Raw genomic sequence first — 19,599 nt, 5'->3', positions numbered from 1 at the left:
AGGAGACGGTTTCCTCCATGGCAGCGAGCCGCCGCCCCACCCTTGCCGATGTCGCACGAGAAGTCGGCGTCAGCGCCAAGACAGTCTCGCGCGTCCTCAACGAGGACGGTCCCGTCTCGGCGCAGACGCGGGAACACGTACTCGCCGCGGTTGCCAAGCTGGGCTTCCAGCCGAACCTCATGGCACGCAACATGCGCGTCGGCGGCCCGGACACCACCATCGGACTGGTCATCCCCGACCTCGCGAACCCCTTCTTCGGAGCCGTGGCCCGCGCCATCGAGGACACGGTCCGCGAACGCGGACTGACCCTGCTCATGGGCTCGTCCGCGGACGACCCCGACCGCGAGCGCGCCCTGACGGACAAGTTCCTCGCCCGTCGCGTCAGCATCCTCATCGTCGTGCCGTCCGTCGGCGCCGACCACTCCCACCTCACATCCCACCGCACGGCGGGGCTGCCCATCGTCTTCCTCGACCGCCCGGGAGTCGGCCTGCCCACGGACAGCATCGTCAGTTCCAACCGTGCGGGGGCCCAAGAAGGCGTCGCCCACCTCATCGCCCACGGCCACCGCCGCATCGGGTTCGTCGGCGACCTGCCCGTCAAGCTGTACACCCGCCGCGAACGCCTCGCCGGATACCGCGCGGCCCTGCGGGCAGCCGGCCTTCCTCACGACCGCTCGCTCGTCGCCGACGCCCACGACCAGCCAGGGGCCGAGGCCGCGACCGCCCAACTCCTCGAACTGGCCGATCCCCCCACTGCCCTGTTCGCCGGAAACAACATCATGGCGCTCGGCATAGTCGCCGAACTCGCCCGCAGCAAGCGCAAGGACGTGGCAGTCGTCGCCTTCGACGACGTCTCACTCGCCGAGGCACTCGAACCGGCTCTGACCGTCATCGCGCAGAACCCCGAAGAGCTCGGCCGCAACGCTGCGGTCACCGCCCTGGCCCGCCTCGACGGCGACTGTTCCCGGGCTCGCACCATCACCGTTCCCACTCGGCTGATCGTCCGGGGTTCGGGGGAGCAACCTGCGCCCAAGCCGTAGGGCCGTTGGCGTCAGCGCAGTTGCCGGGCGAACGTCTCGTACGCCCGCTCGTCGAAGAGGACGAACCTGACCTCCTCGACGTCCGTCCGCGCCGCGCGCACCGTGTCCACCGCGATGCGCGCGGCGTCCTCCAGCGGATAGCGGTAGACGCCGGTGGAGATCGCCGGGAAGGCGACGGTCCGGGCGCCGAGTTCGTCGGCGACGCGGAGGGACTCGCGGTAGCAGGAGGCGAGGAGGGCGGAGCGGTCCTCGGTCGCGCTGAAGACGGGGCCGACCGTGTGGATGACCCAGCGGGCGTCCAGGTCGCCCGCGGTGGTGGCGACCGCCTGACCGGTGCGCAGGCCCTTGCCGTATTGAGAGGCGCGCAGCTTCCTGCACTCCTCCAGGATCGCGGGGCCGCCACGCCGGTGGATCGCTCCGTCGACCCCTCCCCCGCCCAGCAGCGAGGAGTTGGCCGCGTTGACGATGGCGTCGACGCTCTCGCGTGTGATGTCGCCCTGGACCAGTTCGATGGTGGTCATGTCTGCCTCAGTCGCTTCCAGACGGCCTTCGCCGCGTTGTGCCCCGACATGCCGTGCACGCCGGGGCCCGGCGGGGTCGCCGACGAGCAGATGAAGACGGCCGGGTGGGGGGTGTGGTACGGGAACAGGGTCGGTTTGGGGCGCAGCAGGATCTGGAGGCCGGAGACCGCACCGGAGGCGATGTCTCCGCCGACGTAGTTGGCGTTGCGGGCGGCGAGTTGGGGTGGCCCTGCGGTGGCGCGGGCCAGGACGCGGTCGCGGAACCCCGGGGCGAACCGCTCCAGTTGGCGCTCGATGGCGTCGGTGAGGTCGCCGGTCCAGCCGTGCGGGACGTGGCCGTAGGCCCAGAAGACGTGCTTGCCGGCCGGGGCCCGGGTGGGGTCGACGACGCTCGGCTGGACCGTGATCAGGAACGGTTTGTCGGGGGCCCGGCCCTCCCTGGACGCCGCGCGCAGGGCCGTGCCGATCTCCGCGCTGCTGGCGCCGATCTGCACCGTGCCGGCGACACGGGCCTCCTTCGCGGTCCACGGCACGGGGCCGTCCAGCGCGTAGTCGATCTTGAAGGCGCCCGGTCCGTAGCGGTAGTCCGCGTAGTGGCTGCCGAAGCCGGCGATGCGGGCCAGCGCGGTGGGTGAGGTGTCGAAGACGTACGCGCGGGCCGGCGGCAGGTCGTCGAGGCGCTTGACCTCGTAGTCGGTGTGGACGCTGCCGCCGAGGTCGCGCAGGTAGGCGGCGAGGGCGTCGGAGATGGCCTGGGAGCCGCCGCGGGCGACGGGCCAGCCGCGGGCGTGTGCCGCCAGGGCGAAGACCAGGCCGATGGCGCTGGTGGCGAAGCCGCCGAGCGGTGCCATGACATGCGCGACGAGCCCGGCGAACAGCGTCCGGGCCGGTTCGTCGCGGAAGCGGCGCATCAGCAGGGTCGACGGAGGCAGGCCGACCAGGCCGAAGCGGGCGAGGGTGACCGGGTCGCGGGGCAGCGCGGTGAGCGGCAGGGACATGAAGTCGCGGACCAGCGCGTCCCACCTGGGCAGGAAGGGCTCGACGAGCCTGCGGTACGCCCCGGCGTCGCGCGGCCCGAAGGAGGCGGCCGTCTCGCCCACCGACCGGGCCAGTACGGCCGCCGAGCCGTCCGGGAAGGGGTGTGCCATGGGGAGCTCGGCGTGCAGCCATTCCAGGCCGTAGCGCTCCAGCGGCAGGGCGCGGAACGCGGGTGAGTTGATGGCGAGCGGGTGCGCCGCGGAGCACGGGTCGTGCCGGAAGCCCGGCAGGGTGAGCTCCTCGGTGCGGGCGCCGCCGCCCACCGTTCCCTGGGCCTCGAACACGGCGACGGAGAAGCCGCGGCGGGCCAGCTCCACGGCCGCGGTCAGTCCGTTCGGCCCCGCACCCACTACGACGGCATCGAGCATCGACGGCACCTTCGGACCCCTTCGTCAGCCGACGGCCACTGAGGATCAGGATAGGCCCGGGGACTGACAGTCACCGGCCGCGGGTGGATTCGCGCAGGAAGGACGACCGGAGTGCCACTTGGGCAACCGGACGCACACGGTCCGTGACGGTCAGGCTCCGCCCGCCAGCAGCGCCACCACCCGACGGGCCGTGGCCGCGTCGCGGGCCGCGGTGAAGGGCAGGGCGTTGCCGCCCGTGATGCGGAAGGGCTCGCCCGCGAGGGTCAGGTGGGCGCCGCCCGCCTCCTCGACCAGGAGCAGACCTGCCGCGTGATCCCATGCGGCCTCCCATGAGAAGGCGGTGGCGTCGGACTCGCCCTGTGCGATGGCGAGGTACTCCAGCCCGGCCGAGCCGCACGAGCGCGGGGCCACGCCGTCGGTGCGCAGGCCGAGCAGGGCGTGCTTCTGCTCGTCCGTCGTGTAGTCCGGGTGGGAGGTGGCCACGCGCAGGTCACGGCCGGGCTCGGGCACGCCGGCGAACAGCCGCTCCCCGTCGAGGTGGGCGCCCTTGCCCCGCTGTGCGGTGGCGAGCCGGTCAGTGGCGGCGGCGTAGGTCCAGGACGCGAGCAGGGTGCCGCCGTGGGCCAGGGCGACCAGGGTGCAGAAGCCCGGCTCGCCGCGCACGAACTGCCGTGTCCCGTCGACCGGGTCGACGATCCAGACCGGGGCGTCGCCGCGCAGCGCCTCGTAGGACGCCGGGTTCGCGTGGACCGCCTCCTCGCCGACCACGACCGAGCCGGGCAGCAGGGCGACCAGTGCCTCGGTCAGGTACAGCTCGGCCTTGCGGTCGGCGTCCGTGACCAGGTCGTGCGGGCCGGCCTTCTGGTCCACCTCGTGTGCGGCGAGCCGGCGCCAGCGGGGCATGATCTCGGTGGCGGCCGCCCTGCGGATCTCCTCCTCGACGTCGGAGGCGTGCCGTGCGAGAAACTCTTCGATGGTTTCGGTGCTGTCGATCACCCCTCCATCACAACACGCGGCACTGACAATCCCTACCCACCCGGTGCACTCCGTGTGGCAGGGCGATGAACAGCGACGGGTCCGTGCGGTGCGAGGGGGCTACGGCGGGATGCGCAGTCAGGGGGATGCGGCGGGATCACCGCCCGACCGCGTACCCCTGCATTCCGCGCGGGTTCGCCGCCGCCGACAGGACGCCCGTCTCCGGGTCCCTCGCGACCGCGCACAGCCGGCCCTCCGACCAGGGGCCGCCGACGGTCACCTCGTGGCCGCGCCGCCGCAGCTCCTCGACGACGGCCGGGTCCGTGCGGGACTCCACGGTGACGCTCCCCGGGCGCATGCCGCGCGGGTAGAAGGAGCCAGGGAAGCTGTCGTTGTGCCAGTTCAGGGCGTCGATCGCGCCCTGGAGGTCCAGGCCGCCGCGCACCCGCGCGCGCAGCGCGACCGCCAGGAGGAAGTGCAGCTGCCACTGGTCCTGCTGGTCGCCGCCCGGTGTGCCGAACGCCATGACGGGCACGCCCTCGCGCAGGGCGATCGAGGGTGTCAGCGTGGTGCGGGGGCGGCGGCCGGGGGTGAGGGAGTTCGGCAGGCCCTCCTCCAGCCAGGCCATCTGGAGCCGGGTGCCGAGCGGGAAGCCGAGTTCGGGCACGACGGGGTTGGACTGGAGCCAGCCGCCGCTGGGCGTGGCCGAGACCATGTTGCCCCAGCGGTCGACGACGTCGAGGTGGCAGGTGTCGCCGCGGGTGCTCCCGTCGGCGGTGACCTCCGGTTCGCCCGGCACGGGGGACGTGGGGCTCTTGGCGACCGTCGGCTCACCGACGCCCAGGGCGTCGAAGCCCTCCTGGGCGGCGGCCGCCACACGCGCGTGCGCGCACAGTCGCGGGGTGCGTCCGCCCGGGCTGCCGGGCCGCAGGTCGTGGCTCGCCTTGTCGCCGACGAGGGCGCGGCGGGCCGTGTTGTACCCGTCGGACAGCAGGTCGTCGAGCGGCACGTCGGCGGCGTCCCCGTACCAGGCCTCCCGGTCGGCCATGGCGAGTTTGCAGCCCTCGACCAGCAGGTGGACGTAGTCGGCCGAACCGTACCGGGGCAGCTCGGGCGGGAGGAGGGCGAGCTGCTGGAGGAGGACCGGGCCCTGGCTCCAGGGGCCCGGCTTGCACACGGTCCAGCCGTTCCAGTCGTACGACACCGGTGTCTCGTAGGTCGCGGACCAGGCGGCGAGGTCGGCGGCCGTGAGGGTGCCGGCGTGGTGTTCGCCGCTGGTGTCCAGGGTGGGCTGCCCGGCCTGCCGTACCAGGGCCTCGGCTATGAAGCCGGAGCGCCACACCTCCCGCGCGGCCTCGATCCGCGCCTCCCGGCCCCCGGCCCCGGCGGTCTCGGCGAGCAGGCGCTTCCAGGTGGCGGCGAGCGCGGGGTTGCGCAGCAGCTCGCCGGGGCGCGGGGCCTTTCCGCCGGGCAGGTAGACCTCCGCCGACGAGGTCCACTGCGTCTCGAACAGCTCGCGTACGGTCTCGACCGTCTCGCCGACGCGCTCCACGGGCGCGTGCCCGTGCTCGGCGTATCCGATGGCGTACTTCAGGACGTCGGCGAGGGACTTGGTGCCGTGGTCGCGCAGCAGCACCATCCAGGCGTCGAACGCCCCCGGCACGGCGGCGGCGAGCGGCCCGGTGCCCGGGACGAGGTCGAGGCCGAGGCCCCGGTAGTGGGCGACCGTCGCCCCGGCCGGTGCGACGCCCTGCCCGCACAGCACCCCTACCTCGCCGCCGGACGGGGCGAGCAGGATCGGCACCTCGCCGGCCGGGCCGTTGAGGTGCGGCTCGACGACATGCAGCACGAACGCGCCCGCCACGGCCGCGTCGTAGGCGTTGCCGCCGCCCTCCAGGACGGCCATCGCCGACTGCGAGGCGAGCCAGTGGGTGGAGGACACCATGCCGAAGGTGCCCTGGAGGGTGGGGCGGGTCGTGAACATAGGACCTCTCGTCTCGTTCACCTGTTTGCCGGTGATCCCCCTTCCCTACCCTGGCTGACGGAGCGGATAGCGGGATGCTGGTGACACCATGCGGATGTTCTGTGTCCTCGCCGTCCTGGTGGCCGCGAACCTGCTCAACAACTGGCTCGCGCCCGGCGCCTACGTACCCACCTGCGTGGCCGCGGCTGCCGCGCTGCTGCTGATCGCCCGGTGGGACGGTCTCACCCGCGCCGATCTCGGGCTCGACAAGGCGGCCCTGTACCGGGGGCTCCGGTGGTCATCGGTCCTGGTGGGCGCGGTTCTCGCCGTTTTCCTGGCCGGGCTCGCCCTGCCGGTCACCAGGGAGGCCTTCGAGGACGAACGCGCCGCCGGCCTGACCGTGGGGGAACTGCTGTGGCGGGTGCTGATCCGGGTGCCGGTCGGCACCGTGCTGCTGGAGGAGATCGCCTTCCGCGGCGTCCTGTGGGCCATGGTGCGGCGTCGGCGCGGTACCGCCTGGGCCACCGCGGTGTCGTCATCGCTGTTCGGGCTCTGGCATGTGCTTCCCTCGCGCGGGCTGAGCCGGGCCAACGAGGCCGTGGCGGTCCTCGGCACCGGACCGGCGGGCACCGCGCTGTCGGTCGCGGCCGCCGTGGTCGCCACGACCGCCGCCGGGGTCGTCCTGTGCGAGCTGCGGCGCCGGTCCGGCAGTCTGCTGGCGCCCGCGTCGCTGCACTGGGCCCTCAACGGCTTCGGCTACGTGCTGGCCTGGGCCCTACCTCGATGGAGGGGCGTGGGGGACGTGCCGTGACAGCCCCGCGTCAGCCGTGGGATGTCGTGCCGCCGAGTACCTGCTCGCGGAGGATGTCGGCGTGGCCGCAGTGCTGGGCCAGTTCGCGCAGCGTGTGGAGGTAGACCCAACGCAGCGGCAGCGGGCCCCGGCGGTTGCCCGGGAGGAGGTCGTCCAGGGTCAGCTCCGCCGTGGCGCGACGGGATGCCGCGCATGCCTGCCGGTAGGCGTGCTGGACCGAGGCGACCGTGTCGTCGTCGTGGAGGTCGAAGGACTCGTCGGGCGAGCCGGGAATGCCGATCTCGGCACGGGACCGGCAGGTGATCCCCTCGTCGAACCAGACCTTCTCGACGAACGTGGCGTGCTTGACCAGGCCGAGCAGCGTGGTCTTGGACGTGACCAGTGACCGGCGTGCCTGCTCCTCGGTCAGCCCGTTCAGACTGTCGTGCAGCGCGGAGCGGTGCTCATCGAGGAACGTCTCGAACTGCTCGCGGAGCGTTGCGTGGAAGACGGCGGGTTCCGTCGACGGCTGGAAGACCATGTCCGCAACGATAGGCCGCCCGGTTCCTGCGCGACCCGGGCGATGACAAACCGCCCAGTGAACGCCGAACCGACCGAAACCACGACCGTCGACAGTGAGTCACCGTCACCACGCAGCCACGGAGCGAGTTCACACTTTCGCACCACGGAGAGTCATGTGAAACTGTCGTCCCGTCCGCCGTGCGGACCTGATCCGCACCGTCCGTCCCCCACGAGAAGGGCGCCGTGCGTTCCCTACCTCTGCCCCTGGCCCTGACCGCACGCCTGTCCCCGGTGGCCGTGCTCGCCGCGGCGGGCTGGGCACTGTCGTCCGGCCCGCTCGCCGCGCCGCAGGCCGCCGAGCACAAGCCGGCCGACGAGAAGACCGAGACCCAGTCCGCGTCCGCCCCGTCGACGTCGACGGCGCCGAAGACCTACTCGGCCGCGCCCGCGCCCTGCGACAGCGTCGCCAAGAAGACGGTCGAGTCGCTGGTGCCGGGTGCCAAGACGGCGGGGAAGGAGATCCCGTCCACGGACTCGGAGCTGCGCCGCACCTGCTCCTGGAACGCGCTCAAGGGGTACAACTACCGCTGGCTCGACGTGTCCTTCGAGGTGATGGAGTCGGACGAGGCGGCGGAGAAGGCCTACAAGGGGCGCACCGAGGAGAAGAGCGGCGGAGGCGCCGTCCCCGGTCTGGGTGACACCGCGTACTCCATCGTCAACCTCACCACCGAGGACAAGCAGGAGACCCGCGAGGGCCAGGTGTTCGTCCGCGCGTCCAACGCGCTGGTGGTCATCACGTACAACGGCAGCGACTTCGAGTCGAAGAAGGCGCCGAGCACGGACACGATCAACAAGGGCGCCATCAAGGCCGCGAAGGAAGCGGTGGCCGCGCTGGAGGGCGGCAAGGACTGACCGCCCTCCAGCGTCCGCGATCAGACGACGGTCCGGTCCCTGCCCCGTGCCGCCATCAGCACCAGGTACAGCAGCATCGACGTGCCCAGGCCCACCGCCCAGCCGTAGTCGGCCAGATCGGCCAGTGCCGGGACGGGGCGGCCGTCGATCAGCGGCTTGAAGCTGGCGCCGCCGACGGCGAGGACACCACCGACCGCGAAGGCGACGACGGCCCGCCAGTTCCAGCCGCCCTCGTACCAGTAGCGCCCGCCCGTGCGGTACAGGTCGGTCAGATCGAGCTTGGCGCGGCGCAGGATCCAGTAGTCGGCGATGAGGATGCCCGCGACGGTGCCGAGCAGACCGCCGACCAGGCCGAGCCAGGTGAAGATGTAGCCCTGCGGGTCGGAGTACAGCTTCCACGGGAAGATCAGTACGCCGAGGACACAGGTGGCGAGGGCTCCGGCGCGGAAACTGATCTTCCGGGGCGCGATGTTGGAGAAGTCGAACGCGGGCGAGACCAGGTTGGCCGCGACGTTGACGGACAGCGTCGCCACCAGGACGGTGACGAGGGCGAACAGCAGGCCCACGGTGTTGTCGGTCTTGGCCGCGAGCTGTACCGGGTCCCAGATCGCCTCGCCGTAGACCGCCTGCGAGCCGGAGGTGACCATCACGGAGAGGAACGCGAAGAGCGTCATCGTCGTCGGCAGACCGAGGGCCTGACCCCACGTCTGCGCCTTCTGGCTCTTGCCGTAGCGGGTGAAGTCGGGGATGTTCAGCGACAGCGTGGACCAGAAACCGATCATGCCCATGAGCGCCGGAGCGAACAGCTTCCAGAAGTCCGGGCCCCAGCCGAGCTTCGACGGCTGGTCGAGCAGCGGGCCGAAGCCGCCCGCCTTGTCGCTCATCCACCACAGCATCACGAACGCGCCGACGAGCACGAAGGGCGCCGCCCAGTTCTCGAAGCGGCGGATGGTCTCCATGCCCCGGTAGATGATGACCACCTGGAGCGCCCAGAAGATCGCGAACGACAGCCACATGGTCCAGGCGTAACCGCCGACCTTCGCCGCGTCCGTCCAGCCGCTGCCGACGAGCTTGCCGGCCAGGAAGTAGATGGCCTCGCCGCCGATCCAGGTCTGGATGCCGAACCAGCCGCACGCCACCAGCGCCCGTACGACGGCGGGCAGGTTGGCCCCGCGGATGCCGAAGGAGGCACGGGCGAAGACCGGGAAGGGGATGCCGTACTTGGGTCCGGCGTGCCCGGTGAGCAGCATCGGTATCAGCACGATCACGTTGGCCAGGGCGATGGTGAGCACCGCCTGTTTCCAGTCCATGCCGACGGCTATGAGTCCGGAGGCGAGGGTCCAGGAGGCCGTGTTGTGGGCCATGCCGACCCACAGCGCGGAGAAGTTGTACGTGGTCCAGGTGCGCTTCTCGACAGGAACCGGCAGCAGGTCCTCGTTGGCGTAGGGACCGGTCGGTGCCGGGGCGCCCGGGGCGATCTCCACCCGGCCGTCGGCGAGGGTGACTTGGGTGGGCGGCGGTGGGGCCGTGGGAGCGGTATCGGTCATGGGCCAGGCCAATCAGGGGAGGTGGGACGGGAAAGGCCGTGCGGGTGATGCCGATGGGGGGTGCGCTCGGGAGCGTCCGGGCCCCCCTTCCCGGGCCGAGGGAAGGGGGAGATCCGAGGGGTGCCGCGAGGGGGGTCAGCCGTTGACGGCCGGGATCACCCGTGAGCCGTACGCGTCGATCACGGCTTCCTTCGCGTCGTGCATGTCGTAGACGGCGAACTGGTCCACGCCGAGCGCGCGCAGCGCGTTCAGCTTCTCGACGTGCTTCTCGACCGGGCCGATCAGGCAGAACCGGTCGACGATCTCGTCGGGCACGAACTGGGTGTCGGGGTTGTCGGCGCGGCCGTGGTGGGAGTAGTCGTAGCCCTCCCGCGCCTTGATGTAGTCGGTGAGCTCGTCGGGGACGGCGGCGGAGTGCTCCCCGTACTTGGACACCAGGTCGGCCACGTGGTTGCCGACCATCCCGCCGAACCACCGGCACTGTTCGCGCGCGTGGGCGAGCGCCTCGGGCGAGTCGTCCTCGGTGACGTAGGCGGGGGCGGCCACGCAGACGGTCACCTCGGACGGGTCCCGGCCGGCGGCGACGGCCGCGTCCTTCACGGCCTTGACCATGTACTCGGTCAGATACAGATCGGCCAGCTGGAGGATGAACCCGTCGGCCTCCTCGCCGGTCATCTTCAGGGCCTTGGGGCCGTACGCGGCCATCCACACGGGGAGTTCGGCGCCCGGCCTGATCCACGGGAACCGGACGACCGTGCCGCCGCCGAGGTCGGCCTCCCGGCCGCTGCCGAGGGCCCGGATGACTTTCATGGCCCCGCTGATCCGGGCCAGCGTGTTGGGCTTGCGGCCGGCCACACGCATCGCCGAGTCGCCGCGGCCGATGCCGCAGACCGTGCGGTTGCCGTACATGTCGTTGAGGGTGGCGAAGGTGGAGGCGGTGACCTCCCAGGTGCGGGTGCCCGGGTTGGTCACCATCGGACCGACCTTCAGTTTCGTGGTGTTGGCCAGGATCTGGCTGTAGATCACGAACGGCTCCTGCCACAGCACGGCGGAGTCGAAGGTCCAGCCGTAGGAGAATCCGTTCCGTTCCGCGCGTTTCATCAGGCTGATCACCCGCGAGGCCGGCGGGTCGGTCTGCAGGACGAGTCCGAAGTCCATCCGCACCACTCCTAGTTGAGGTACTGACAGGTGGAACGCGGGGTGAAGACGCCGTGCCCGGCGTGCCCGGTGTACTCCCGCTCGGTGATGACTGGTTCGCCGCGCGAGAGGACCGTCTCCACCCGGCCGGTGACGTGCTTGCCCTCGTACGCCGAGTAGTCGACGTTCATGTGGTGCTCTGAAGCCGACATGACCTGCTCGGCGTGCGGGTCGTAGATGACGACGTCGGCGTCGGCGCCCGGCGCGATGGTGCCCTTCTTCGGGTAGAGGCCGAACATCCGGGCCGGGGTGGCGCAGGCGATCTCGATCCAGCGGCGGCGGGAGATGTGCCCGTCGAGCACCGCCTGGTGGAGCAGGTCCATACGGTTCTCGACGCCCGGGAGGCCGTTGGGGATCTTGGAGAAGTCGCCGCGGCCGAGTTCCTTCTGGCCGGTGAAGCAGAAGGGGCAGTGGTCGGTGGAGACGACCTGGAGGTCGTTCGTGCGCAGCCCCTGCCACAGCTTGGCCTGGTGCTCGCGGGGCCTGAGCGGGGTGCTGCACACGTACTTCGCGCCCTCGAAGTCCGGCTCGGCGAGGTTGTCGGTGGACAGGAACAGGTACTGCGGGCAGGTCTCGCCGAAGACGGGCAGTCCCTCGTCGCGGGCCCGGGCCAGTTCGGCGACCGCCTCCATCGCCGAGACGTGCACGACGTACAGGGGCGCGCCCGCGACCTGCGCGAGCTTGATGGCGCGGTGGGTGGCCTCGGCCTCCAGCAGCGCCTTGCGCACCTCGCCGTGGTAGCGCGGGTCGGTCTCGCCCCGGGCCAGCGCCTGCTCGACCAGGACGTCGATCGCGATGCCGTTCTCGGCGTGCATCATGATCAGGCCGCCGTTCTCGGCGGAGCGCTGCATGGCGCGCAGGATCTGGCCGTCGTCGCTGTAGAAGACGCCCGGGTAGGCCATGAACTGCTTGAAGGAGGTGACGCCCTCCTCGATCAGCAGGTCCATCTCCTTGAGCGTCTCCTGGTTCACGTCGGAGACGATCATGTGGAAGCCGTAGTCGACGGCGCAGTTGCCCTCGGCCTTGGCGTGCCAGGCGTCCAGGCCTTCGCGCAGGCTGTGCCCGACGCTCTGCACGGCGAAGTCGACGATCGTGGTCGTGCCGCCCCAGGCGGCGGCGCGGGTGCCGGTCTCGAAGGTGTCGGAGGCGAAGGTGCCGCCGAAGGGCAGCTCCATGTGGGTGTGGGCGTCGACGCCGCCGGGGATGACGTACTTTCCGGTGGCGTCGATCGTCCGCTCCGCGGTGAAGGCCTCGGCGGCGGGTGTGCCGGTGGTTGCCAGGGCGGCGATTCGGCCGTCCTCGATCAGGACGTCGGCGTGGATCTCGTCGGATGCGGTGATGACGAGGCCGCCGCGGATGACTGTACGGCTCATGTCGTGGTCGCTCCTCGCAGTCGGTACGTGCCGGTTGTGGGTTGTTGCTCGCGCAGTTCCCCGCGCCCCTGAGGGCACGTCCCCCCCGGACGTCTCAAGGTGCTGTCAGTGGCCCATACGCGCCCGGCGCCCTGTCCCTGTAGAACTGCCAGCGGTCGCGGACCTCTCGGAGTTTGGCCATGTCCAGGTCGCGGACGACCAACTCGGGCTCCTTGTCGCTGGCCACCTCGCCGACGAACTGGGCCTCCGGGTCGACGAAGTACGACGTCCCGTAGAAGTCGTTGTCGCCGTACTCCTCGACTCCGACCCGGTTGATCGCGCCCACGAAGTACTCGTTGGCGACGGCCGCCGCCGGCTGCTCCAGTTGCCAGAGGTAGCCGGACAGGCCTCGGGACGTGGCCGAGGGGTTGAAGACGATCTCGGCGCCCGCGAGGCCGAGCGCCCGCCAGCCCTCGGGGAAGTGGCGGTCGTAGCAGATGTAGACGCCGACCTTGCCCACGGCGGTCTCGAAGATCGGCCAGCCGCTGTTGCCCGGACGGAAGTAGAACTTCTCCCAGAAGCCCCTGACCTGCGGGATGTGTGTCTTGCGGTACTTGCCGAGGTAGGAGCCGTCCGCGTCGATCACGGCGGCGGTGTTGTAGAGGACGCCGGGCTGTTCCTCCTCGTACATCGGCAGGACCAGGACGATGCCCAGTTCCTTGGCGAGGGCCTGGAAGCGGCGGACGATCGGGCCCTCGGGGATCTGCTCGGCGTACTCGTAGAAGGCCGGGTCCTGGACCTGGCAGAAGTACGGCCCGTAGAACAGCTCCTGGAAGCACAGGACTTGGGCACCCTGCGCGGCCGCGTCGCGGGCCGCCTGCTCGTGGACCTGGATCATCGACTCCTTGTCGCCGGTCCAGGCGGTCTGGAAGACGGCGGCGCGGATCACTCGGCTCATCGGGACCTCCGGTCGCTCGGTGTGCCGTGAGCCTAGGAAGCCGGGAGGTCCTCTTTGAGTTGCACCGTGTCACGTCTGCGGGCGTGCGGCGTGTCACCGTGTCACTCTGCCGTGAGCCCATGTTTCACCGCCGTTTTCCCAGGTGGTCGGGTGTTTCACTGCTGTTGCGCGTCGTGCGCGAGGAGTGCGATGTGCACGGAGGCGGCCTGCTCGAAGTCGTCGAGGTCCACTCCGAGGCGGACCTGTATGGATTCCAGGCGGCGGTAGAGGGCGGGCCGCGAGACGTGGTGGAGCTGGGCGGTCCGGGACTTGTTGCGGCCGGTGGCGAGGTAGGTGCGCAGCACGGACAGCAGGTCCTCCTCGGTCTCGCACAGCAGCCCGTCCAGCTCCCGCTCGGCGAAGGACTGCACGTGCGGGTCGTCGCGCAGCAGGCGGATCAGGCCGCGCAGGTGGACGTCCCGCAGGCGGACGACCGGCGGGAGGTCGAGGGCGGCGGCGGAGTCGGCGACGGCGTCCGCCACGTGCCGGGCCTCGCGCAGACCGGCGGGGACGTCGTCCCAGGCGACCCGGGGGTCGGCCGCGGCGACGACCGTGCGGGCCCGGCCGGACTCGGTGCGCAGCCGGGCCGCGAAGTGCGCGGCGAGGGCGCCCGCGTCCTGGTCGCGGGGGAGGCTGAGCAGCACGGCGGTGGCTCCGTCGGCCAGTTCGGCGACCAGCCCGGGCAGGCCCAGCAGGCGCAGTAGCCGGTCGAGTCGCGGGGTGTCGCCGTCGCGGACGACCAGCGGAACGAACGTCCGCCGGTTGACCGGCAGCCCGGCCGCGCGCGCCCGGGGCAGCAGCTGCCGTGCCGGTACGACGCCGCTGACCAGGTCGGTGAGCAGGCTCTGCGCGGACTGCTCCTCCCAGGAGCACGCAGCGCCGCCGCCGAGCATGCGGTGCAGGACGAGGGCCTCGGCGGCACGGTCGGCCAGCAGCCGTCCGGTGGCGGTGTCCCCGCGGTAGCCGCACAGCACGATAAGGCCCCAGCGCTCCCCGCGTCCGCCCAGCTCGGCCCTGATCCAGCCGTCGCCCTCGGTGCCTCCCCCAGTGCCTGAACGGCCTGGGCGGTGCCCCCATGCCTGGCGGGCGATGCGCTCCCAGTCGCGCAGCACGTCGTCCACCGCCGGCCGCTCCCCCGCCGTGCCGAGGACCCGGTGGGCGAGGTTGGTGACGACGACCGGGCAGGCGCTGTGCCGGGCGACCTCGTCGAGCAGACGTTGCAGCGGGGCGCCCGCGGTGATGAGGGCGGTGAGTTCGGTGCGGACGGCCTCGGAGAGGCTGACGGCGGCGAACTTGCGCCGGACGAGCCGTGACTGGACCTCCTCGGTCAGCTCGGCGAAGGGGAAGGGCCGGTGCAGGACGACCATCGGCAGCCCGCACCGCTCGGCCGCCCGGCGCATCACGGCCGGTGCGGCGGGGAAGGCGCGGCCGAGTCCGAGGACGACGGCGGCGGCGTCCGCGCGGTGCAGCGACCGGACGTATTCGGCCTGTTTCTCCTCGTCGCCGGCGAGCAGCACGCCGGTGGTGAGGACCATCTCGCCGCCGCTGAGCATCACGCCGACGTCGGCGGCCTCGGCGACGTGCACCCAGCGCACCGGCCGGTCGAGATGGCTCGCGCCGGCCACCACCTCGGGCTCCCCGGCGAGCACCCGCTCAAGGGTGAGGACCTGGCGGACCGACAGGGCCGGTTCCAGGGGCTCCCAGATGTCCGGGGTGGTGGTCATGGCGGACTTCCCTTGTCTCAGGTCACTGCTACTGGATGCTCCTCAGAGCGTTCTCGAGGATCGCGGCGCCCTCCTCGGCCTCCGCGACGTTGAGGGACAGCGGCGGGGCGACGCGCAGCGAGCTGGTGTTGTGGCCACCGCCCTTGCCGATCAGCAGACCGCCCTCGCGGGCCGCCTCCAGGACGGCCGCGGCGGCCTGCGGGTCGGCCTCGTCGGTCCCCGGTTTGGTGATCTCGATGCCGATCATCAGCCCGCGGCCGCGCACCTCCCGTACGGCCGGCACCTGCGCGGCGGCGGCCCGCAGCCGCTCGATGAGCAGGCCGCCGACGCGCCGGGAGTTGCCCTGGAGGTCGTGTTCCAGCAGGTAGTTGAGATTGGCCAGGCCCGCCGCCATGGTGATCTGGGTGCCGCCGAAGGTGGAGATGCTGTTGGAGTCCAGGCAGTTCATGATCTCGGAGCGGGCGACGACACCGCCGATGGACATGCCGTTGCCGATGCCCTTGGCGAAGGTCATGATGTCGGGCGGCCCGTTCCGCCCGTGGGCCTGCCAGCCCCAGAAGTGCTCGCCGGTGCGGCCCCAGCCGGTCTGCACCTCGTCGGCGATCCACAGGATGCCGCGCTCGTGCAGCACCTCGCGGAAGGCGGCGTACAGCCCGTCCGGCGGTGAGGTGAAGCCGCCGACGCCCTGGATGGGTTCGGCGATCAGCGCGGCCGGCGCGCGGGTGTGCCCGAGCAGGTCCACCAGGTCCTCGACGCAGGCCGCGATGAAGTCGTCGTCGCCGAGGGAGGCGTACGGGCCGCGGGTGCGCACCCCGCCGTGGACGTAGAGCGTCTGGAGCGGGGACAGCGAGGTCGGGGACCAGCCGCGGTTGCCGGTGATGCCGACCGAGCTGAAGGAGCGGCCGTGGTAGCTGTTGCGCATGGCCAGGATCGTGTTGCTGCGCCGGTAGGCCGTGGCCAGCAGCAGGGCGGTGTCGTTGGCCTCGGTCCCGGAGGTGGTGAAGAAGACGCGGGCGTCCGGGATGCCGCTCAACTTGGCCACCCGCTCGGCGAGTTCGACCATCGGCCGGTTGAGGTAGAGGGTCGAGGAGTGGACGATCCGCCCGGCCTGCTCGCTCACCGCCTTGGTCACCTCGGGCAGGGCGTGCGCGGTCATCGTGGTGAGGATGCCGCCGAAGAAGTCGAGGTACCGGTTGCCGTGGGCGTCCCAGACGTGGCGGCCCTCGCCGTGGGTGATCTCGAGCGGGTCCTCGTAGTAGAGGGCGAGCCAGTCGGGGAGCACGGCCCGGTGGCGGCCCAGCAGGTCGTCGGTCACGGCTGCACCAGTCCTTCGTAGGCGTCGGGGCGGCGGTCGCGGTAGAAGGCCCACGTCTGCCGCACTTCTTCGATGAGGTCGAGGTCCAGGTCCCGGATCACGAGCTCCTCCTGGCCGTCGCTGGCGAGGTCCCCCACGAACTGCCCGCGGGGGTCGACGAAGTAGCTCGTCCCGTAGAAGTCGTTCTCGCCGTACTCCTCTTGGCCTACGCGGTTGATCGCGGCGATGTAGTACGCGTTGGCGACGGCCGCCGCGGGCTGCTCCAGCCGCCACAGGTGGGACGACAGGCTCCGGTGGGTGGCGGAGGGGTTGTAGACCAGCTGGGCGCCGGCCAGGCCGAGCTCCCGCCAGCCCTCCGGGAAGTGGCGGTCGTAGCAGATGTAGACGCCGACCTTGCCGGCCGCCGTGTCGAAGACGGGCCAGCCGAGGTTGCCGGGCTTGAAGTAGAACTTCTCGCGGAAGCCCTTGAGCTGCGGGATGTGGTGCTTGCGGTACTTGCCGAGGTAGGTGCCGTCGGCGTCGATCACGGCCGCGGTGTTGTAGTAGAAGCCGGGCTGCTCCGCCTCGAACACCGGCGCGACGATCACCATGCCGGTCTCGCGCGCGAGGGCCCGCATGCGCCGTACGGTCGGCCCGTCGGGGACGGGCTCGGCCCAGCGGTAGTGTTCCGGCTCCTCGACCTGACAGAAGTAGGGGCTGTTGAAGACTTCCTGGAAACCGATGATCTTCGCGCCCCGGCGGGCCGCCTCGCGGGCGTGCTCCTCGTGTTTCGCCACCATGGACTCGGTGTCGCCGGTCCAGGTGGCCTGGACCAGGGCGGCACGTACGACGTTGGCCATGAGCTGCTCCTTCGACGCGACGTCAGCGCCTCTACGCCCGTAGAAGCGAGCCGTAGAGCCACGAACGTAAGCCTCCCGCACGGGCTTGCCAAGACCATCGTCGCCAACCCGCGGTGCCGGGCGCGATTCGCACTCCTGTGGGTGAGTCGCCGGGGGCACGGCCTCCCCGGTCAGGCGGGGAATCCGGCGACCCGGAGGGCGTGCAGGAGGTCCCAGCGGCGCTCGTCCGACACGCCCTGCGCGGCCTCCAGCAGGAGCGGTACGAGGGTCTGCGGGCCGGGCTCGGCGCTGCGGGCCGCCTCCTCGGGGGTGCGGGCTCTGACGTACGCGTCGAGCAGCGCCCGCACCTCGCGGTGACGCCCCTCGGCGACGAGTCCGAGGACGGCCTGGCCGATCTCGCCCGGGGGCCGGGCGACTCCCTGCCGCAGGATCTGCCGCCCGTCTGCCGCGCGGCCTGCCGCGCCCAGCGCGTCCGCCGCGGCGACCAGCCGCCCGGCGGGCAGCGAGGCGGCCTCCCAGAGCAGGGTCTGCCAGTCCGCACCCAGTCCGGCCCGCTCCAGCTCGTGCGCGAGCAGCGGAAACCGGGCCGGGGCCCAGGTCGCGGCCTCGACCAGCAGGGCGTGCGCCTCGCCGCTGCGCCCCTCCTTCCGCAGCCGCGCGAGCGCCTCGACGGCTTGCACGACGTCCCTCCGCTCCGCCCCACCGTCGGCCGCGACCCGCGGCTCCGTCCGCTCCTCCCGCACCTCTTCGGCGGCCCCGGCGAACCGCGCACCGCGCGGCTTACGGCGGCCGGTCACGGGGGCGGGTTCGGGGAGCGGCGGCACGGCAGCGGGCGGCACGGCGACGGGTGCGGCGTCCTCCTCGACCATCCCGGCGAACCGGGCACCGCCGCGGCGGCGCTTGCGCTGCTTGGGGGTGACGGGCTGGGGGGCCGTGGGTTCGGAACCGACTGGGGGCGGGGCGGCGGGCGAGTTTCCAGTGGCGGCTTCCCATGAGGTGCGGTCGGTATGACCAGGGCCGCCCTGGAGGGCGTCGGCGGCGTGGCCGACCGCGGCCGGCCGGGAGACGGCCCCGCCCGCCGGATACGCACGGTCCTGGGCCTCGGCCCGGCCGCCCGGAGCCGTCGCGAAACCACCGGACGCGCCACCGGCCCCGGCTTCCCCAGAGGCAGCCCGGCCCGCTGCATACTCACCGCCACGGGCATCCGCCCGCCCACCCGGAGCCGCGAAGCCACCGGACGTCTCTTCCCGGGACGTGGTCCCGCCCGCCTGATACGCACGGCCCTGGTCATCGGCCCGGCGTTCCGTCTCCGCGCTCGTGTCCGCGTGCCGGGGGTCGTGACGACCGGCGGAACCCGTCACGGCTGACGGCGGCTCCTCGCGGTGCCCCGGCGTGGCAGGTGCCCCGGGGTCGTACGGGCCGCCAGGGGCTGATCGCATACGGCCCCGGTCCGATACCGGGCCGCCACCCTCATGGCCGCGGGTGCTGTCCGACGCCGGGCCACCACCCTCATAGCCACGACCACCGCCAAACGCCGGACCAGCATCAGCATGCTCACGACCACCGCCCGATACCGGCCAGTCATCCGTATACGCACGACCCCCTGCCGGCCGACCACCATCCGCCGCCGCACCGGGACTCGCCCCCGTGCCGGGCCCTGGTCGCGCATCCCCGTCCGCCGCCGCGAAGCCTCCGCCGTTCGGCCTGCGCCATGCGCCCGACCACGTGCCGTCGTCGTCCGAAGAGCCGCCGCGCGGGCCGCGCCGTCCGCCTGGGGCCGCGTCCTTCGCCGCGCCCGCGCCGCCGGACACACCCGCGGCGGCCCCCGGCACGCCGGCGTCCCGTCCGTCCCCGGAACCCCACGCCGAGTGGGGCACGTCCCGCTCGCGGCGGTCCAAGTCGGCCATCCGCGCCCGGAGTTCCGCGCAGCGCGCTGTCGCGCGCTCGTGGTCGTCGTGGGCCCAGGCGAAGTCGAGGCGGAGGGCGTCGGCCTCCTCGCGGGTGGCGGCGGTGGCGAGGAGGCGGATCAGGTCCGCCTGGCGTTCGGCGGCGTATTTCTGCTCGCGGAGCATGACGTCGAGCCGGTCCCGGAGGGCGTCGCGGCCGCCGGGCCCGGCGTCGTACGCGGCGAGCGCGGCGGCATGCAGGGACCGGGCGCGTTCCGTCTCCGGGCCCGCGCCCCCCGGGCCGTACTGCCCGGCGAGGTCCTGCAACAGCGCCTCGACCACGTCCCAGGGCGGCATCTCACGCCCGTCGAGACAGGCCCGCATGCCCTCGGGGTCACGCTGCCAGAAGACCGCGCACCAACCCCCGGACGGGTCCAGGCGTGCCAGCAGACCGTCCAGGTAATGCGCGAACTCCCGTACTACATCCGGGAGCCGATCCGCCGCCATCGCTCAACTCCCGCTAGACCGGAGCACTCCGGTCAGTAGGCAACACCAGTCGTGTTACAGCGGTGCTACGGGGAGTTTTCACACGGGGCGCAGGAGCCTCATCGCC

Annotated in this window: 16 protein-coding genes; 3 read left to right on the top strand and 13 right to left on the bottom strand. The window is 72.1% G+C overall.

Translation table 11 applies throughout. The features are described from left to right. Positions 1–17 precede the first annotated feature (17 nt). On the top strand, positions 18–1,040 hold the full coding sequence (locus CP976_RS35135) for a LacI family DNA-binding transcriptional regulator (RefSeq protein ID WP_150483944.1): 1,023 nt from the start codon (positions 18–20) through the stop codon (positions 1,038–1,040). An 11-nt stretch (positions 1,041–1,051) separates the two neighbouring features. On the opposite strand, the gene CP976_RS35130 is transcribed toward CP976_RS35135, so the two are convergent. The 4 genes from CP976_RS35130 to CP976_RS35115 all read right to left on the bottom strand — a co-directional run bounded on the left by CP976_RS35130 (position 1,052) and on the right by CP976_RS35115 (position 5,926). Beyond that, positions 1,052–1,561, bottom strand: a complete 510-nt coding sequence (locus CP976_RS35130; RefSeq protein WP_150483943.1) for an O-acetyl-ADP-ribose deacetylase — start codon at positions 1,559–1,561, stop codon at positions 1,052–1,054. Continuing rightward, entirely contained in the window at positions 1,558–2,967 is a 1,410-nt protein-coding gene (locus CP976_RS35125; protein ID WP_150483942.1) for a phytoene desaturase family protein, read from the bottom strand. Before CP976_RS35125 ends, CP976_RS35130 begins: the two co-directional genes overlap by 4 nt. A 150-nt stretch (positions 2,968–3,117) precedes the next feature. Then, positions 3,118–3,963, bottom strand: a complete 846-nt coding sequence (locus CP976_RS35120; protein ID WP_150483941.1) for an inositol monophosphatase family protein — start codon at positions 3,961–3,963, stop codon at positions 3,118–3,120. Between the two features lie 136 nt (positions 3,964–4,099). Further along, positions 4,100–5,926 carry a gamma-glutamyltransferase family protein gene (locus CP976_RS35115; RefSeq protein WP_150483940.1) on the bottom strand — a complete coding sequence of 609 codons (1,827 nt, stop codon included), beginning with the start codon at positions 5,924–5,926 and terminating at the stop codon, positions 4,100–4,102. A gap of 88 nt (positions 5,927–6,014) precedes the next feature. Between CP976_RS35115 and CP976_RS35110 the strand changes: the two genes are divergently transcribed. After that, positions 6,015–6,716 (top strand): CPBP family intramembrane glutamic endopeptidase, encoded by a 702-nt coding sequence (locus tag CP976_RS35110; protein WP_150483939.1) that lies wholly within the window; start codon positions 6,015–6,017, stop codon positions 6,714–6,716. A 10-nt stretch (positions 6,717–6,726) separates the two neighbouring features. Here the strand turns inward: CP976_RS35110 and CP976_RS35105 are convergent, their stop codons facing one another. Further along, complete coding sequence (locus CP976_RS35105) at positions 6,727–7,236, bottom strand: DinB family protein (RefSeq protein WP_150483938.1); 510 nt, start codon at positions 7,234–7,236, stop codon at positions 6,727–6,729. Positions 7,237–7,460: 224 nt separating this feature from the next. Between CP976_RS35105 and CP976_RS35100 the strand changes: the two genes are divergently transcribed. Next, positions 7,461–8,129 carry a hypothetical protein gene (locus tag CP976_RS35100; protein ID WP_150483937.1) on the top strand — a complete coding sequence of 223 codons (669 nt, stop codon included), beginning with the start codon at positions 7,461–7,463 and terminating at the stop codon, positions 8,127–8,129. A 20-nt stretch (positions 8,130–8,149) separates the two neighbouring features. Here the strand turns inward: CP976_RS35100 and CP976_RS35095 are convergent, their stop codons facing one another. From CP976_RS35095 to CP976_RS35060, 8 genes are all read right to left on the bottom strand, one after another. Continuing rightward, positions 8,150–9,676: an NCS1 family nucleobase:cation symporter-1 gene (locus CP976_RS35095; RefSeq protein WP_150483936.1), complete on the bottom strand. Its 1,527-nt coding sequence runs from the start codon at positions 9,674–9,676 to the stop codon at positions 8,150–8,152. Between the two features lie 135 nt (positions 9,677–9,811). Continuing rightward, a complete protein-coding gene (locus CP976_RS35090; protein ID WP_150483935.1) occupies positions 9,812–10,834 on the bottom strand; it encodes a TIGR03842 family LLM class F420-dependent oxidoreductase in 1,023 nt (340 codons plus the stop codon). Positions 10,835–10,845: 11 nt separating this feature from the next. Continuing rightward, complete coding sequence (gene hydA, locus CP976_RS35085; RefSeq protein WP_150483934.1) at positions 10,846–12,246, bottom strand: dihydropyrimidinase; 1,401 nt, start codon at positions 12,244–12,246, stop codon at positions 10,846–10,848. Positions 12,247–12,340: 94 nt separating this feature from the next. Further along, positions 12,341–13,183 carry a nitrilase-related carbon-nitrogen hydrolase gene (locus CP976_RS35080; protein WP_150483933.1) on the bottom strand — a complete coding sequence of 281 codons (843 nt, stop codon included), beginning with the start codon at positions 13,181–13,183 and terminating at the stop codon, positions 12,341–12,343. Positions 13,184–13,338: 155 nt separating this feature from the next. After that, the gene (locus tag CP976_RS35075; RefSeq protein WP_150483932.1) at positions 13,339–14,946 is read right to left on the bottom strand and encodes a PucR family transcriptional regulator; all 1,608 of its coding nucleotides are present in this window, start codon (positions 14,944–14,946) and stop codon (positions 13,339–13,341) included. 28 nt (positions 14,947–14,974) lie between these two features. Next, the gene (locus CP976_RS35070) at positions 14,975–16,261 is read right to left on the bottom strand and encodes an aspartate aminotransferase family protein (protein ID WP_150483931.1); all 1,287 of its coding nucleotides are present in this window, start codon (positions 16,259–16,261) and stop codon (positions 14,975–14,977) included. Then, positions 16,258–17,100, bottom strand: a complete 843-nt coding sequence (locus tag CP976_RS35065) for a nitrilase-related carbon-nitrogen hydrolase (RefSeq protein ID WP_150483930.1) — start codon at positions 17,098–17,100, stop codon at positions 16,258–16,260. The genes CP976_RS35070 and CP976_RS35065 overlap by 4 nt, the downstream gene beginning before the upstream one ends. 170 nt (positions 17,101–17,270) lie before the next feature. Then, complete coding sequence (locus tag CP976_RS35060; protein ID WP_150483929.1) at positions 17,271–19,493, bottom strand: hypothetical protein; 2,223 nt, start codon at positions 19,491–19,493, stop codon at positions 17,271–17,273. Between the last annotated feature and the right edge of the window lie 106 nt (positions 19,494–19,599).

Origin of the sequence: Streptomyces coeruleorubidus (genome assembly GCF_008705135.1) — a bacterium.
GTDB classification, from domain to species: domain Bacteria; phylum Actinomycetota; class Actinomycetes; order Streptomycetales; family Streptomycetaceae; genus Streptomyces; species Streptomyces coeruleofuscus.
The sequence above is the reverse complement of the archived record's forward strand: the minus strand, read 5'-3'. Positions and strand labels throughout refer to the sequence as shown.